This is a genomic window from Nocardioides sp. NPDC057767, assembly GCF_042798275.1.
Lineage (GTDB): Bacteria > Actinomycetota > Actinomycetes > Propionibacteriales > Nocardioidaceae > Nocardioides.
Genome location: NZ_JBHVKJ010000053.1, coordinates 1 through 14,095, shown reverse-complemented (window position 1 = coordinate 14,095; position 14,095 = coordinate 1). Strand labels below are relative to the sequence as shown.

The following is a 14,095-nucleotide window of genomic DNA, read 5'->3' as shown; positions in this document are numbered from 1 at the left end:
CCGCAGACTGGTCGCATGCTGACCAACATCAACATCACCGGAATCTACGTGCTCGACCAGGACGAGGCGCTCGACTTCTACGTCGGCAAGCTCGGCCTCGAGGTCGGCAGCGACGTCGACATGGGCTTCATGCGCTGGCTCACCGTGCACCTCCCCGGCGACCCCGACCACCAGCTGCTGCTCGAGGTTCCGGGCCGCTCCCCCGCCCACAGCGCCGAGACCGCCGCCCAGCTGCGCGACCTGGTCACCAAGGGCGCCATGGGCGCGGTCGTCATCTTCAACACCGACGACTGCGAGAAGCTCTACGAGGAACTCTCCGCCAAGGGCGTCGAGTTCACCGACAAGCCCACGAAGCAGCCCTACGGCATCGACTGCGCCTTCCGCGACCCCTTCGGCAACCACATCCGCGCCACCCAGCGGATCGAGGGTCCCGTCGAGGTCACCGACGAGGACATCGCCCGCTGGTCCGGCGCCTGACTCTCGAGGTCAGGGTGCCGGAGGACCAGCCTCGGCCAAGAGCGCCTCGACGACGTGGACCAGCGACTGAAGATCGCCGGTTGCCGTTCGCCAGACGGTGAGGTCACTGACCTCCGCATATCCGTGGATCAGGACGTTGCGCATCCCGACGATCTTGTGTACGTCAGGCACCCGAGCGGCAGTCTCGGGATCTTCCTTCCGGAGGACGCTCATCGCCTCGCCGGCGATCTCGAACTGCCGCTCGACCCAGAACGAAGGAGGATGTCGGCTGCGTAGTCGTCCCACGACTTGCCTGCGACGAATCCCTGGATCCGCGTCGTTGCTGTGAGCAGATCCCAGAGCAACGCAGCTGCCTTAGGCTGCATAGATCTCCTGAGCGCTTCGGAATGCCTGGGCGGCAAAGTAGGGATTCTCGACGGCGTCAGACATCACCAGGTCGACCTTCCGACCCACGATCGACTCGAGCTCCTCGGTGAGCGCCAGATAGTTGCCGAGCAGATCCTGCACTTCTGGAAGGAAGTCGACGAAGAAATCCAGGTCACTTCTCTCCGGGTCGAATCCCCCGGAGGCCGCCGATCCGAAGATGCGCAGCCGCGCGACACCGAACCGCTCGCAGGCACGGGTGATCGCCGCGTAGTCCAGGACAGGCGCTGCGTGCATGCGTCCAGTGTCCCAGAAGATCGCACCGAACCGCATCAGCAGCACGCCAGACGTCAGCCCCCGACGACCGCGTACGCCTCGCGCAGCTGCTCCTCGGTCGGCCCGGTGAGGATGCGGGGGGCGGCGAGGTCGTGGAGGACGAGGAAGCGGAGGACGGAGCCGCGGGTCTTCTTGTCGACCCGGATTGCGCCGATGAGGTCGTCGAAGCCGGCCTCGACACCGAGCTCCTTGACGGTGGTCGGCAGGCCGACCTTCGCGAACGTCGGTGCGTGCCGGGCGGCGACGTCGTCGGAGAGGACCCCGGCGAGACGGGCGAGCTCGGCGGCGTAGACACAGCCGACGGCGACCGCGTCACCGTGGCGGATCGAGAAGCCGGAGTGCTTCTCGAGCGCGTGGGCGAGGGTGTGGCCGTAGTTGAGGGTCTCGCGGCCGGGGTGGCCGTCGTCGCCGCCGGTCTCCTTCAGATCGGCGGCGACGACCTGCGCCTTGACCCGGATCGCGCGCTCGACCAGCTCGGCGAGAACGGGCGAGGAAGCGGTGATCTCGTCGGTCTCCTCGACCAGCCGCAGGATCTCCGGGTCGGCGATGAAGCCGCACTTGACGACCTCGCCGAGCCCGGCGACCAGGTCCTCACGAGGAAGGGTCTTCAGCAGGGCGAGGTCGCACAGCACCCCGGCCGGCTCGTGGAACGCGCCGACGAGGTTCTTCCCGGCGGCGGTGTTGACCCCGGTCTTCCCGCCTACCGCGGCGTCGACCATGGCGAGCACGGTGGTGGGTACGTGCACGACTCGTACGCCACGCAGCCAACCGGCCGCGACCCAGCCGCCGAGGTCGGTGGTCGCGCCGCCACCGAAGGTGACGACGGCGTCGGAGCGGGTGAAGCCGCGCTCCCCCAGCGCCTCCCAGCAGTCGTTGGCCACCGCGACTGTCTTCTGGTCCTCCCCGCTGGGCAGACCGAGACCGAGCACGTCGTAGTGCTTCAGCAGCTCCTCGAGCACCGGCTCGGCGAACTCGGCCAGCTCGGCGGCGTAGAGGAACGCCACCCGCTGGACGCTGTCGCCCAGGAGCCCCTGGATCCGGTCGGCGAGACCGAAGCCGATGACGACGTCGTACGCCGCGGCGCTCTCGACCCTGATGACGGTGCTTGCGGGCTCGGTCACTTCTACTCCGTGGTGTTCAGCGCGGTCAGGGCGGTGGCCAGCTCGTCGGCCACGTCGTCGGCCGAGCGGCCGTCGGTGTCGACGACCAGCGTCGCGACCGACTCGTAGATCGGCGTGCGCTCCTCCAGGAGCGCCTTGATGCGGCCGCGTACGTTGCCGAGCAGCATGGGGCGGCCCGAACCGAGGCCGACCCGTTTGACCGCGTCGGCGACGCCGACGCGCAGGTAGACGACGGTGTGCTCCTCGAGCAGGACCTGGGTCTGCTCGGCCAGGACGGCGCCGCCGCCGAGGGAGACCACGCCGTCGTGCTCGGCGAGCGCCGCCGCGACGGCCTCGGCCTCGACCGCACGGAAGTGGGCCTCGCCCTCGTCGACGAAGATGTCTTGCACGCTCTTGCCGGCAGCGGCGGCGATGTCCTCGTCGGTGTCGCGCAGGGCCACCCCGAGACGAGTCGCGAGCAGCGCGCCGACGGTCGATTTCCCGGCGCCCATCGGGCCGACGAGCACGACAGCGGGCATCAGACGTACCTCAGGTTCGCGAGGTAGGACTCGGCGTTGCGCTTGGTCTCGGCGACGGAGTCGCCACCGAACTTCTCCAGGGCCGCCTCCGCCAGGACGAGCGCGACCATCGCCTCGGCGACGACACCGGCGGCGGGCACCGCACAGACGTCGGAGCGCTGGTGGTGGGCGACGGCCTCCTCGCCGGTGGCCACGTCGACGGTACGCAGCGCGCGAGGCACGGTCGCGATCGGCTTCATCGCGGCACGGACCCGCAGGATCTCGCCGGTCGACATGCCGCCCTCGGTGCCGCCCGAGCGCCCGGAGGCGCGGCGGATACCGGCGGCGGAAGGAACGATCTCGTCGTGGGCCTTGGAGCCGGGAGTCGCGGCGAGCTCGAACCCGTCGCCGACCTCGACGCCCTTGATCGCCTGGATGCCCATCAGCGCACCGGCCAGGCGCGCATCGAGGCGCCGGTCCCAGTGCACGTGGGAGCCGAGGCCCGGCGGCAGCCCGTGGACGACGACCTCGACGACGCCGCCGAGGGTGTCACCGTCCTTGTGGGCCTCGTCGATCCGCGCGACCATCTGCTTGGAGCCGTCCGGGTCGAGCACCCGCACCGGGTCCTCGTCGAGCCGGGAGACATCCTCGGGCGAGGGGACCTCGCGGCCCGGCGTACGGACACCGCCGATCTCCAGGACGTGCGACACCAGGCGGACGCCGAGCGCCTGCTCGAGGAAGGCCGAGGCGACCGCACCGAGCGCGACCCGGGCCGCGGTCTCACGGGCCGAGGCGCGTTCCAGGATCGGACGGGCGTCGTCGAAGTCGTACTTCTGCATCCCGACCAGGTCGGCGTGGCCGGGCCGCGGCCGGGTCAGTGGAGCGTTGCGGGCCTGCCCGGCCAGCACGTCGGGGTCGACCGGGTCGGCGGCCATCACGGTCTCCCACTTGGGCCACTCGGTGTTGCCGACCTCGATCGCGACCGGACCGCCCTGCGACTCGCCGTGGCGTACGCCGCCGGTGATCCGCACCTGGTCCTTCTCGAACTTCATCCGGGCACCACGGCCATAGCCGAGCCGGCGCCGCGCCAGGGCATCAGCGATGTCGTCAGAGGTGATCCGGACGTGGGCGGGCAGACCCTCCATCACGGCCGTCAGGGACGGACCATGGGACTCGCCCGCAGTGAGCCAACGCAACATGGGGTCAGTCTTTCATCCCCGCCACGCAACCCCGTGCACCCGGGCTCACAGCGAGACGGCGAAGACCCCGACGAGCATGCCCCAGATCATGAACGGCCCGTACGCCAACGGTTCGCGCATCGCCGTGCGCGAGCGCCGCGCGACCGCGCGCCCGATGCCCCACAGACCGAAGATCGCCAGCCCGGCCCAGAGCCCGATCGCCAGCTGGCCCCAGCCGAGGCGACCGAGGACCAGCCCGACGAGCGCCGCGAGCCGTACGTCGCCGAAGCCCATCGCGTGCGGCACGAGCCGCCACAGCAGCCAGAACGCCGAGCGGGCGATCACCAGCCCGGCGAGGGCGCCGAGAGCGGTCGCGGCGTCGCGCGTCCAGAGCCACTCGGCACCGAGCAGCGCGAGGCCGACCGCGGTGGCCACCAGGATCGGCACCTTCGGCAGCCGCTGGACGCGCCAGTCGACGTAGGCGAGCAGCACGCAGATCGGTGTGAGCGGCGCCAGCGCCACCATCAGCCGCGACGGATCGACCTGCCAGGCGAGCAGCCCGGCGACCGCGGCGGAGACGGCCACCGCGACCGGCAGGAGCGGCGCCCAGCCGGCCAGCGTGGCATAGGAGACCGCAGGCGGGTCGTCGACCGGTTCGGGGAGTCGGCGAAGAAGTGCTGGCATCCCGAGAGCGAGCAGACCGGCGACGGCCGCACTCACCAGCACGACCGCCCCAGGACTCATGCCGGTGACAGCTCCGCGATCCCCAGCGCCTTCTCCCCCGCCGCCCGCATGGCTTCGAGCGGGGCAGTCCGGCCCGTGAAGAGCTCGAACTGCAGCACCGCCTGATGCACGAGCAGGTCCAGACCGCTGACGGCCACACCGGGTGCGACGGACAGCAGCGGCGAGGGCCACGGGTCGTAGACGACGTCGAAGACCACCGGCGTCGACGCCCAGCGGTCGACCAGCTCGGGCGTCTGCGCCTTCGCCGGGACCGTGGAGACGACCGCGTCGACACCGTCGACGGCCGAGTCCAGCGGCAGCACCGAGACCACGGGCTTGCTGCGGTGACGGGAGATCATCTCGATCGTCTCCCCCGCCGCACCCGGGTTGCGAGCCAGCAGCGTGATCCGGGAAGCGCCCAGCTCGGCGAGCGCGAGGCCGGTCGAGGCCGCCGTGGCGCCGGCGCCCAGGACCGCACCGTGGGAGCAGGAGAAGCCGTCGCCGGCTCGTTCCCGGACCGCCGCGACCGCGCCGGGCAGGTCGGTGTTGTCCCCCACCCAGCCGTGCGAGGAGCGCACCAGTGTGTTGACCGCCCCCACGAGCCGCGCCCGCGGCGAGACCGACCTCGCCAGCTCGAAGGCCTCCCGCTTGAGCGGCATCGTCACCGACAGCCCGCGCCACCTGCTCGGCGGCCAGTCGCCACCGAGGTCGGCGACGTACTTCGCCAGGCCACCGGCCTGCACCCGAGTGGAGGTGTAGGACCAGTCGGACATCGCCAGTTCGGCGTACGCCGCCTGATGGAGAGCCGGCGAGAGCGAGTGACCGATCGGATCACCCAGGACAGCGCACTTCACTCAGATTTTCTCCTTGCAATCTTCTGAGGCAGGAAACAGCAACGGGGTACCCCCTTGGGGATGCCACGATTCACGCCCAGCACGGAAAGGGATAGTTCATGCGAGTTCTTGCATTTGGGGCGGCGCTTGCCGCCTCGGCCTGATCGTAACCATGGGTGGCACCGCCGCACATGCCGACATCGGCATCCTGAACGACAAGTCCATCCAGCACGGCAACGCTAGAGCGTCATATACCGACGCGACCGACAACCTCTGTGCTCGCACGCTGTACACCTCGTCGACCCACTACGCAGTTGCATATATCAAGCGGGCAGACGGCTCCACGTTTGCTTCGGTCAGAGACACGGGTGCAACCTCCTCGGCTACATGCACAGGTAACCTGAGCATTCCGGAAGACGCCTCGTACTACCTGCAAGTTGCCGACTGCATACCCGTGAGCAACCCGACCTGTACCTACTCCGCTAAGTACCAGTTCTACAGCTGACGCTCGATCCCGCGGCAGCCCACGGCCGCCCGGCGTCGCCGGGCGGCCGGTCTAGGTCAACACTTGTTCTTCGCGCAGTACGCGTCCAGCTCCGCGGTCCAGCTCTGGAACTGGCTGTAGTCACGGGTGAACTTGGTCTCGCCGGTCTTCAGGTTCACCGTGATGTAGAACAGCCAGTTGCCCTTGGCCGGGTTGAGCGCTGCCTCGATCGCCGCGTCACCGGGCGAGCCGATCGGCGTCGGCGGCAGGCCGGCGCGACGACGGGTGTCGTACGGCGTGTCCTTGGCCAGCTCGGCCGAGGTCAGCTGGGTGGTGCCGGACTTCCCGATCCCGTACGCGTTCGACGCGTCGATCCCGAGCGTGCCGTTCGTGGCTCCGTCATCGACCTTGGGGTCGAGCCGGTTGTAGATCACCCGGGCGATCTTGGCCATGTCTTCGCCGCGACCCTCGGCCTCGACCAGCGAGGCCACGGTCATGATCTGCTCGGCCGTGCAGGCCTTGCCGCCACCGCACTTCAGCTGCTTGGCGCGCGCCTCGATGTCGTTGTCGCCCAGCGCCTGCTCCCAGCGGTCGACCATCATCGCCAGCATCTCGGTCGGCGTGGCGTCGGGCGGGAAGGCGTACGTCGCCGGGAAGAGGTAACCCTCGACGTTGCCCTTGGCGTAGTCGGGCAGCCCGATCGCCTCGGTGTCCTCGGCGGCCTTCTTGAACTCGGCCGGCTTCTTCTTCGTCTTCTCCGCGAGCACCTTGTAGATCGCCTTGGCGCGCGATCCCTCGGTGATGGTGACGTTGATGGTGTCGATGTTGTCCGGGTTGGCCAGGATCTCGACGACGTCGGCGGCCTTCATCTGCTTCTTCAGGGGGTAGAAGCCGACCTGGACGGTCAGACCCTCGGCGTTGGCCGCATCGATGAAGGCGTCGACCGACTCCACGATGCCGATCTCCTTCAGGTTCCGGCCGACGGCTGAGACCGAGTCACCCTCCTGCACCTCGAAGGAGACCGGATCGGTGCCCGGTCCGGGATAGTCGGCGGGCGGCGCGACCATGTCCTTGACGTAGTCGATGGCCCGGTCCCCGACGAAGTAGAGCCCGCCGACGACCACGGCCATGGCCACCAGCACGGCCAGGCAGCCACCGAAGCGTCGCTTGCGCTTGGGCGGTTCCTCGTCGAAGTAGGGATCGTGCTCGGTGGGACCGGCGTCGAAGAAGCCGGGGTGCTGCTGGTAGGTCGGTCCGCCGTAGCCACCGGGTCGCTGCGGCGGCTCCTGATGACCGTAGCCTGGCGGGGGTGTGCCTGCGCCGGGCACCGGACGCGGCCCGGGGCGGCGACCCTGCTGACCCGGGTGACCCTGATGCTGACCCGGCATCTGACCCGGCATCTGACCCGGCATCTGCGGCGGCATCCGGCGCGGGTCACGGGGGTCCTGCGGCGGCTGCTGGCGCGGCGGGTAGCCACCGCGCGGGTCGCGACCGTGTGACCCCTGACCAGGGCGACGCGGGTCGCGCGGGTCCGGGGGGTAGTAGCGCTCACTCAATGACCGACCTCAACGATCTCTCCAGGCGCGGTCCCCGAAGCGCGCTCACTGTCCAATGCGTGTTGCAGGATCACAACCGCCGCGGCCATGTCGACGACTGCTCGACGGTCCTGACCCTTGCGACCTCGGTCTCGGAGCATAGCCTCCGCAGAAACAGTGGTGAGCCGCTCGTCGACGAGACGAACCGGGACCGGGGCCACTCGCCGCGCCAACGACGCGGCGAAGTCCCGGACCTTAGCAGTCGCCGGGTTCTCCCCTCCCTTGAGGGAGCGGGGCAGCCCGACGACCACCTCGAGCATCGTCGACTCCTCGTCGATCTCGGCGACGATCGCCTGCAGTCGGGCGAGGTCGCCGCGGCCCTTCTTGACCGTCTCCAGCGGCGTCGCCAGGAACCCCGTGGGGTCGCTCCTGGCGACGCCGATCCGGGCGTCGCCAGGATCCAGACCGAGGCGTACGCCGTGTCGCATCAGGCTCCAGTCACCAGGATCTTGACCTTGGCGACAGCCTCGTCGATCTTGCCGACCTCGGTGCCACCACCCTGGGCGAAGTCGGGCTTGCCGCCGCCTCGACCGCCGACGACCGGCGCCAGCTCCTTGATCAGGTCACCCGCCTTGACGCCCTTGGCGATGCCGGCCGGGTTGACCGCGGCCACGACCGCGACCTTGTCGTCAGCGTCACCGAAGAGCACGACCGCCGCCGGCGCGTCACCGAGTCGGGAGCGTACGTCCTGAGCGAGCGTTCGCGCGTCGCCGCCGCCCACACCCGGGACCCGCTGGGCGACGACCTGGACGCCGTTGACGTCGACCGCGGAGGCCGCGATCGAGCCGCCGGAGGCGAGCAGCTGAGCGGTGCGCGCCCGAGCGATCTCCTTCTCGGCGGCCTTGAGCCGCTCCATCAGGTCGGAGACCCGGCCGACGACGTCGTCCGACTTCGTCTTGAGCAGCAGGTTGAGCTCGGAGACCACATCGCGCTCGCGGGCGAGGTAGTTGAAGCCCTCCACGCCCGTGTAGGCCTCGATGCGGCGGTTGCCGGAGCCGACCGAGGCCTCCGAGGTGACCACGACGGTGCCGATCTGGGCGGAGTGGTCGACGTGGGTGCCACCGCAGAGCTCGCGCGACCAGGGGCCGCCGATCTCGACGACGCGCACCTTGGAGTCGTCGTAGGTCTCGCCGAAGAGCGCGATCGCTCCCCAGTCCTTGGCCTGCGGGAGGGTCATGTAGTCCCAGGAGACCGGCAGGTCGGCCCGCAGCGCGTTGTTGGCGACCTCCTCGATCTCGTGCATCTGCTCCGGCGTCAGGCCCTTGGTCCAGCCGTAGTCGAGACGCAGATAGCCGGGACGGTTGAACGAACCCGACTGCAGCGCGGTCGGACCGAGCACCTCGCGCAACGCCGCGTGCACCACGTGGGTGCCGGAGTGGGCCTGGCGGGCGCCGAGACGCCACTCCGGGTCGACCTTCGCGTGCACGAGCGACTCGCCGCCGTGGAACTCACCGTCGACGACGCGGACCTGGTGCACCACGAGGCCCTTGACCGGACGCTGCACGTCGACGACCTCGAGCCGGCCACCGTCGAACTCGATGATGCCCGCGTCGGCGGACTGGCCACCGGACTCGGCGTAGAACGGGGTGCGGTCGAGGACGATCTCGCCGATCTCCTCGGGCCCGAGCACGTCGACCGGCTTGCCCTCCCGCAGGAGCGCCACCGGCTTCGACTCGGTGTCGAGGGTCGTGTAGGCCTGCCAGTCGGTCGGCCCGTTGGTGTCCAGGATCCCGCGGTAGACGGACAGGTCGGCGTGCTGGCCCTTCTTGGCGCGCGCGTCGGCCTTGGCCCGCTCGCGCTGCTCGGTCATCAGACCGCGGAAGCCCGCCTCGTCGACCTCGAGGCCCGCCTCGGAGGCCATCTCGAGGGTCAGGTCGATCGGGAAGCCGTACGTGTCGTGGAGCTGGAACGCCTTGTCACCGGTGAAGGTGGTCGATCCGCTCGACTTCACCTCGGTCGCGGCCAGGTCGAAGATCTGGGTGCCGGCCGCGAGGGTCTTGCGGAAGGCCTCCTCCTCGGCGTCGGCGACGCGCTTGATCCGGTCCCACTCGGAGTGCAGGTCGGTGTAGGTCTCCCCCATCTTGTCGCGGGAGATCGGCAGCAGCTCGGGCATCGCCGGGTCCTCGTAGCCCAGCAGCCGCATGTTGCGGATCGCGCGGCGCATCAGCCGGCGCAGGACGTAGCCGCGGCCCTCGTTGCCGGGGGTCACTCCGTCACCGATGAGCATCAGCGAGGAGCGCACGTGGTCGGCGACCACCCGGAAGCGGACGTCGTCCTCGTAGGAGGCGCCGTACTTCTTCCCGGTCAGCTCCATCGCCTTCTCGATGACCGGGAAGACGACGTCGGTCTCATACATGTTGGACTTGCCCTGCATGAGGTAGGCCACGCGCTCGAGACCGAGACCGGTGTCGATGCCGGTCTGGGCGAGCGGGCCGTCGATGTCGACGTCGTACTTGGACCGCGCCGCGACGACGTTGTCCTGCATGAAGACCAGGTTCCAGAACTCCAGGTAGCGGTCGCCGGCGTCCCAGTCGCGGTCGGCGCCGAACTCGGGGCCGCGGTCGATCAGGATCTCCGAGCACGGACCGCCCGGCCCGGGCACGCCCATCGACCAGTAGTTCTCGCTCGGGGGCAGCCGGACGATGCGGTCGTCGGGCAGGCCGGAGATCTTCTTCCAGAGCGCGACCGCCTCCTCGTCGCCGTTGAGCACGGACGGGTAGAGGACCGACTCGTCGAAGCCGAAGCCACCGTCGGCGACCGACTTGGTGACCAGCTCCCAGGCGAGCGTGATGGCGCCCTCCTTGAAGTAGTCACCGAAGGAGAAGTTGCCGCACATCTCGAAGAACGTGCCGTGCCGGGTGGTCTTGCCGACCTCCTCGATGTCGGGCGTGCGGATGCACTTCTGCACCGACGTCGCCCGCTGGTAGGGAGGTGTGGCCTGGCCGAGGAAGTAGGGCTTGAAGGGCACCATGCCTGCATTGACGAAGAGCAGGTTGGGGTCGTCGAGCAGGAGCGATGCCGACGGCACCACCGTGTGCTCGCCGATCTCGGTGTTCTCGGCGAAATGCGCCGTGAAACGGCGGCGGATCTCCGCCGTGCTCAACCACTCCATCAGGGGGTACTACCTTCCGTGTTCTGCTGGGCCTCGTTCTCGGGCCTTGTCAATCCAAGTCTCTGCTGACCGGCACCTGCGGCGCCAATCTGTTTGGGCCCAGCGGTGTTGGCCTCGATCCACTCGCGCAGCTCGAGCTCCTTCTCGGCCTTGCCGGTGGCGAGCTCCTCGCGGAAGATCCGCGCGCCGACCCCGATCGCCTGAGCCCGGTCGCGCAGCCCGTCGGCGGTGAACGCCTCGGCGGCGCGCCGCCCCTTGACCATCGCGTACACGCCGGCACCCGCACCGACCACGAACCAGATCGCGCCCCTCATCGGGAGTCCTCCATACGTACTTCCTCGTCAACTGCCGCGCGCTGGCGCGCTCGGTACTCCCGCAGCGCCTCGCGCATCTCGCTCTTCCGGTCCTTGCGTGCCCGCTTGACCTCGCGGTGCATCTCGTAGCGGATCTTGAACCGCACCTCGGGCGAGAGCGCCCGGCGCACCCCGTGGACCAGTGCCGCACTGTGCACCATCGTCTCCCGGAGGACGGCGTCCGCAAAAGCAGGTGCCGTCAACGTACGCTGCACCACCTGCTCCACCTCGGCAGGCTCGCCGTCCTCTCCCAGGGAGGTGATGACGTATTCCTTCTCGTCCCGGCCCCGCCGCCTGATCTCGGGCTGGGCCAAGCGCTTCTCCAGCGCCTCGAGCCGCTCGCGCAGCTCGGCCTCGCTGGCCTCGGCCGCCTCGAGCTGCAGCCGCGCCCGACGGCGCGTCCCGAGCGCGAGCAGCACGGCCACCAGCGAGACGAGGACCAGGACCCCCACCGCGGTCAGTGCCGCCGCCAGCGCCCACCCGGGCATGCTCGAGTTCGTCATGGTGCGCCTACCCTATCCATCCTGTCCGCGCACGATTTTCCGGACACGCTCCCACCGTTCTTTCACTCCGGCCTCGGCTCCGTGGGTCGTCGGCCGGTAGTACTCCGCATCGGCCACCGCGTCCGGTGCGTACTGCTGCGTCGCGATCCCGAACGGCTCGTCGTGGGCGTACTTGTAGGCCTCGCCGTGGCCGATCTTCTTCGCACCCTCGTAGTGGGCGTCGCGCAGGTGCGGCGGGACGTTGCCGATCTTTCCGGCCGCGACGTCGGCGCGGGCGGCGAAGATGGCGTTGGTGACCGCGTTGGACTTCGGCGCCACCGCGAGCGCGATCGTCGCGTGCGCCAGGGTGAGCTGGGCCTCGGGCATCCCGATCAGCTGCACGGTCTGCGCCGCGGCGACCGCTGTCTGCAGCGCCGTCGAGTCGGCCAGGCCGATGTCCTCGGAGGCGAGGATCATCAGCCGGCGGGCGATGAACCGGGGGTCCTCCCCCGCCTCGATCATCCGCGCCAGGTAGTGCAGCGCCGCGTCGGCGTCCGAACCGCGCACCGACTTGATGAAGGCACTGACCACGTCGTAGTGCTGGTCGCCCTGGCGGTCGTAGCGCACCGCAGCCTGGTCCACCGCGCGCTCGGCGGCCTCCAGGGTGATCTCCCCCTCGGACGCGGCTCCCGCAGCCGCCTCCAGGTAGGTCAGCGACCGGCGCGCGTCGCCGCCGGCGAGCCGGACGAGATGGTCGAGGGCCTCGTCGGAGATCGTCACCGAGCCACCGAGGCCGCGCTCGTCCTCCAGAGCCCGCAGGAGTACGCCGCGGATGTCCGCGTCGGTCAGCGACTCCAGCCGCAGCAGCAGCGAGCGGGACAGCAGCGGCGAGATCACCGAGAAGAACGGGTTCTCCGTGGTGGCGGCGACCAGCGTGACCCAGCGGTTCTCCACGCCCGGCAGCAGCGCGTCCTGCTGCGCCTTGCTGAACCGGTGCACCTCGTCGACGAAGAGCACCGTCTCCTTGCCGGTCGCGACCAGCTCGGCCCGGGCGGAGTCGATCGCGGCCCGGACCTCCTTGACCCCGGCCGAGACCGCGGAGATCTCGACGAAGCGCCGGTCGGTGGAGCGGCTGACGATCGAGGCGATGGTCGTCTTCCCGGTCCCCGGCGGGCCCCAGAGCAGCAGCGAGAGCGACTGCCCGCCCTCGACGACCTGGTGCAGCGGCGACCCGGCAGCGCGCAGCGAGCTCTGCCCCACCAGCTCCTCGAGCGTACGCGGCCGCATCCGCACCGCCAGCGGCGCGGCCGCATGGTCGCTGTGGCTCAGCGACCCGCCGCGCGAGGCGCCGGCAGCGCCCATCTCGAACAACCCATCCACACGCCAACCCTAGTGGCCGGCACCGACAGGGCTCAGGTGAGGCGTACGCGGGGGTCGAGCACGCTGTAGAACAGGTCGACCACGAGGTTGGTGGCCACGATGATCGCTGCTGAGATCAGGGTGGTCGCCTCGATGACCGGGAGGTCGCTCTGCCCGACGGCGTCGAGGGCACGAAGGCCCAGGCCGTTGATGCCGAAGATCTTCTCGGTGAAGATCGTGCCGGTCAGCAGGGCGCCGAAGTCGAGACCGAAGATGGTCACGATCGGCACGACCGCGGCGCGCAGCGCATGCTTGTTGACGATCGTCCGCTCGGGCAGGCCCTTGGATCTCGCGGTGCGGACGTAGTCCTCGTTGAACGCCTCGATCATCGACCCACGGGTGAACCGGGCGTACTTGGACGAGTTCACCAGCCCGAGCGCGAGCCAGGGCAGCAGCAGCGCCCAGGCCCATTTCAGGGGCGAGTCGGTGAGCGGGTGGTAGCCGTCCTGCGGGAAGATCCCGGCCCCGACCGCCAGATAGAGGAAGGCGAGCAGGACGAACAGGTAGTAGGGGATCGACTCGATCACGAGGGTCGCGCCGATGACGGCCTTGTCGGCAGAGGTCCCACGGCGTCTGGCCGCGAACATCCCGATGGGCACCCCGATGAGCAGGATGGTGGCGCCGGCACCGACCGCGACCGAGACGGTCGGCCCGATCCGGTCCTTGATGTCGTCCCAGACGTTGACGCGGTAGATGAAGCTGACCCCGAAGCACGGGGCGTCGCAGTCGTACGCCTCCGACCCGAACGCGATCTCGCGACCGCGAACGATCCCGGACATGTACTCGCCGTACTGGACGTAGATCGGCGCCTCCAGGTTGAGCGCCTCCCGGATCGCGTCCTGGCGCTCGACGGTGCACCTGGGTTCGGGGCACATCGCGTCCGCCGGATCGCTCGGGCCATAGGTGAAGAGCGCGACCACCGCCACCGAGATGACGAACAGCACGAGAAGTGCCGAGATCAGCCGGCGTACGACAAAACCGATCATGGGACGGAGGTCTCGCTTCCTAGAAGATGTGCGCGGGCGCTGGCCCGGACCAGCGCCCCGACAAGCACGTGTGGCACTGCTCGGTGCGCGCCGCGCCCGACGATCCCATCCTGGCCGACGAACAGTGGGCGGACAT

Annotated in this window: 16 protein-coding genes; 2 read left to right on the top strand and 14 right to left on the bottom strand. The window is 69.6% G+C overall.

Annotated elements, in window-relative coordinates:
* Positions 1-15: 15 nt before the first annotated feature.
* A complete protein-coding gene (locus tag ACFVDI_RS22770) occupies positions 16-477 on the top strand; it encodes a VOC family protein (RefSeq protein ID WP_378910646.1) in 462 nt (153 codons plus the stop codon).
* A gap of 9 nt (positions 478-486) precedes the next feature.
* Here ACFVDI_RS22770 and ACFVDI_RS22765 read toward each other — a convergent pair whose 3' ends face one another.
* The 7 genes from ACFVDI_RS22765 to ACFVDI_RS22735 all read right to left on the bottom strand — a co-directional run bounded on the left by ACFVDI_RS22765 (position 487) and on the right by ACFVDI_RS22735 (position 5,549).
* Positions 487-762 (bottom strand): DUF86 domain-containing protein, encoded by a 276-nt coding sequence (locus ACFVDI_RS22765; RefSeq protein ID WP_378910644.1) that lies wholly within the window; start codon positions 760-762, stop codon positions 487-489.
* A gap of 69 nt (positions 763-831) precedes the next feature.
* Positions 832-1,137, bottom strand: a complete 306-nt coding sequence (locus ACFVDI_RS22760) for a nucleotidyltransferase family protein (protein ID WP_378910642.1) — start codon at positions 1,135-1,137, stop codon at positions 832-834.
* Positions 1,138-1,190: 53 nt separating this feature from the next.
* Positions 1,191-2,297: a 3-dehydroquinate synthase gene (aroB, locus tag ACFVDI_RS22755; protein WP_378910640.1), complete on the bottom strand. Its 1,107-nt coding sequence runs from the start codon at positions 2,295-2,297 to the stop codon at positions 1,191-1,193.
* Between the two features lie 2 nt (positions 2,298-2,299).
* On the bottom strand, positions 2,300-2,815 hold the full coding sequence (locus ACFVDI_RS22750; RefSeq protein WP_378910638.1) for a shikimate kinase: 516 nt from the start codon (positions 2,813-2,815) through the stop codon (positions 2,300-2,302).
* Entirely contained in the window at positions 2,815-3,993 is a 1,179-nt protein-coding gene (gene aroC / locus ACFVDI_RS22745; RefSeq protein ID WP_378910634.1) for a chorismate synthase, read from the bottom strand. Before aroC ends, ACFVDI_RS22750 begins: the two co-directional genes overlap by 1 nt.
* Positions 3,994-4,038: 45 nt before the next feature.
* On the bottom strand, positions 4,039-4,716 hold the full coding sequence (locus ACFVDI_RS22740) for a prepilin peptidase (protein WP_378910632.1): 678 nt from the start codon (positions 4,714-4,716) through the stop codon (positions 4,039-4,041).
* Positions 4,713-5,549: a shikimate dehydrogenase gene (locus ACFVDI_RS22735; protein ID WP_378910629.1), complete on the bottom strand. Its 837-nt coding sequence runs from the start codon at positions 5,547-5,549 to the stop codon at positions 4,713-4,715. Before ACFVDI_RS22735 ends, ACFVDI_RS22740 begins: the two co-directional genes overlap by 4 nt.
* A 151-nt stretch (positions 5,550-5,700) precedes the next feature.
* Between ACFVDI_RS22735 and ACFVDI_RS22730 the strand changes: the two genes are divergently transcribed.
* Positions 5,701-6,033, top strand: a complete 333-nt coding sequence (locus tag ACFVDI_RS22730) for a hypothetical protein (protein WP_378910627.1) — start codon at positions 5,701-5,703, stop codon at positions 6,031-6,033.
* Positions 6,034-6,089: 56 nt separating this feature from the next.
* On the opposite strand, the gene mltG is transcribed toward ACFVDI_RS22730, so the two are convergent.
* Genes mltG through ACFVDI_RS22695 form a run of 7 tightly spaced genes read right to left on the bottom strand, consistent with a single transcriptional unit; the run spans position 6,090 to position 13,959 of the window.
* Positions 6,090-7,568 carry an endolytic transglycosylase MltG gene (gene mltG, locus ACFVDI_RS22725; RefSeq protein WP_378910624.1) on the bottom strand — a complete coding sequence of 493 codons (1,479 nt, stop codon included), beginning with the start codon at positions 7,566-7,568 and terminating at the stop codon, positions 6,090-6,092.
* On the bottom strand, positions 7,565-8,035 hold the full coding sequence (gene ruvX / locus ACFVDI_RS22720) for a Holliday junction resolvase RuvX (protein WP_378910622.1): 471 nt from the start codon (positions 8,033-8,035) through the stop codon (positions 7,565-7,567). Before ruvX ends, mltG begins: the two co-directional genes overlap by 4 nt.
* Positions 8,035-10,719: an alanine--tRNA ligase gene (gene alaS / locus ACFVDI_RS22715; protein WP_378910619.1), complete on the bottom strand. Its 2,685-nt coding sequence runs from the start codon at positions 10,717-10,719 to the stop codon at positions 8,035-8,037. The genes ruvX and alaS overlap by 1 nt, the downstream gene beginning before the upstream one ends.
* The gene (locus tag ACFVDI_RS22710) at positions 10,719-11,033 is read right to left on the bottom strand and encodes a DUF6167 family protein (RefSeq protein ID WP_378910617.1); all 315 of its coding nucleotides are present in this window, start codon (positions 11,031-11,033) and stop codon (positions 10,719-10,721) included. Before ACFVDI_RS22710 ends, alaS begins: the two co-directional genes overlap by 1 nt.
* On the bottom strand, positions 11,030-11,575 hold the full coding sequence (locus tag ACFVDI_RS22705) for a hypothetical protein (protein WP_378910612.1): 546 nt from the start codon (positions 11,573-11,575) through the stop codon (positions 11,030-11,032). The genes ACFVDI_RS22710 and ACFVDI_RS22705 overlap by 4 nt, the downstream gene beginning before the upstream one ends.
* A 12-nt stretch (positions 11,576-11,587) precedes the next feature.
* Entirely contained in the window at positions 11,588-12,916 is a 1,329-nt protein-coding gene (locus tag ACFVDI_RS22700) for a replication-associated recombination protein A (RefSeq protein WP_378910726.1), read from the bottom strand.
* A gap of 50 nt (positions 12,917-12,966) precedes the next feature.
* Positions 12,967-13,959, bottom strand: coding sequence for an ABC transporter permease (locus tag ACFVDI_RS22695; protein WP_378910610.1), 993 nt, complete (start codon positions 13,957-13,959; stop codon positions 12,967-12,969).
* Positions 13,960-14,095: the final 136 nt, after the last annotated feature.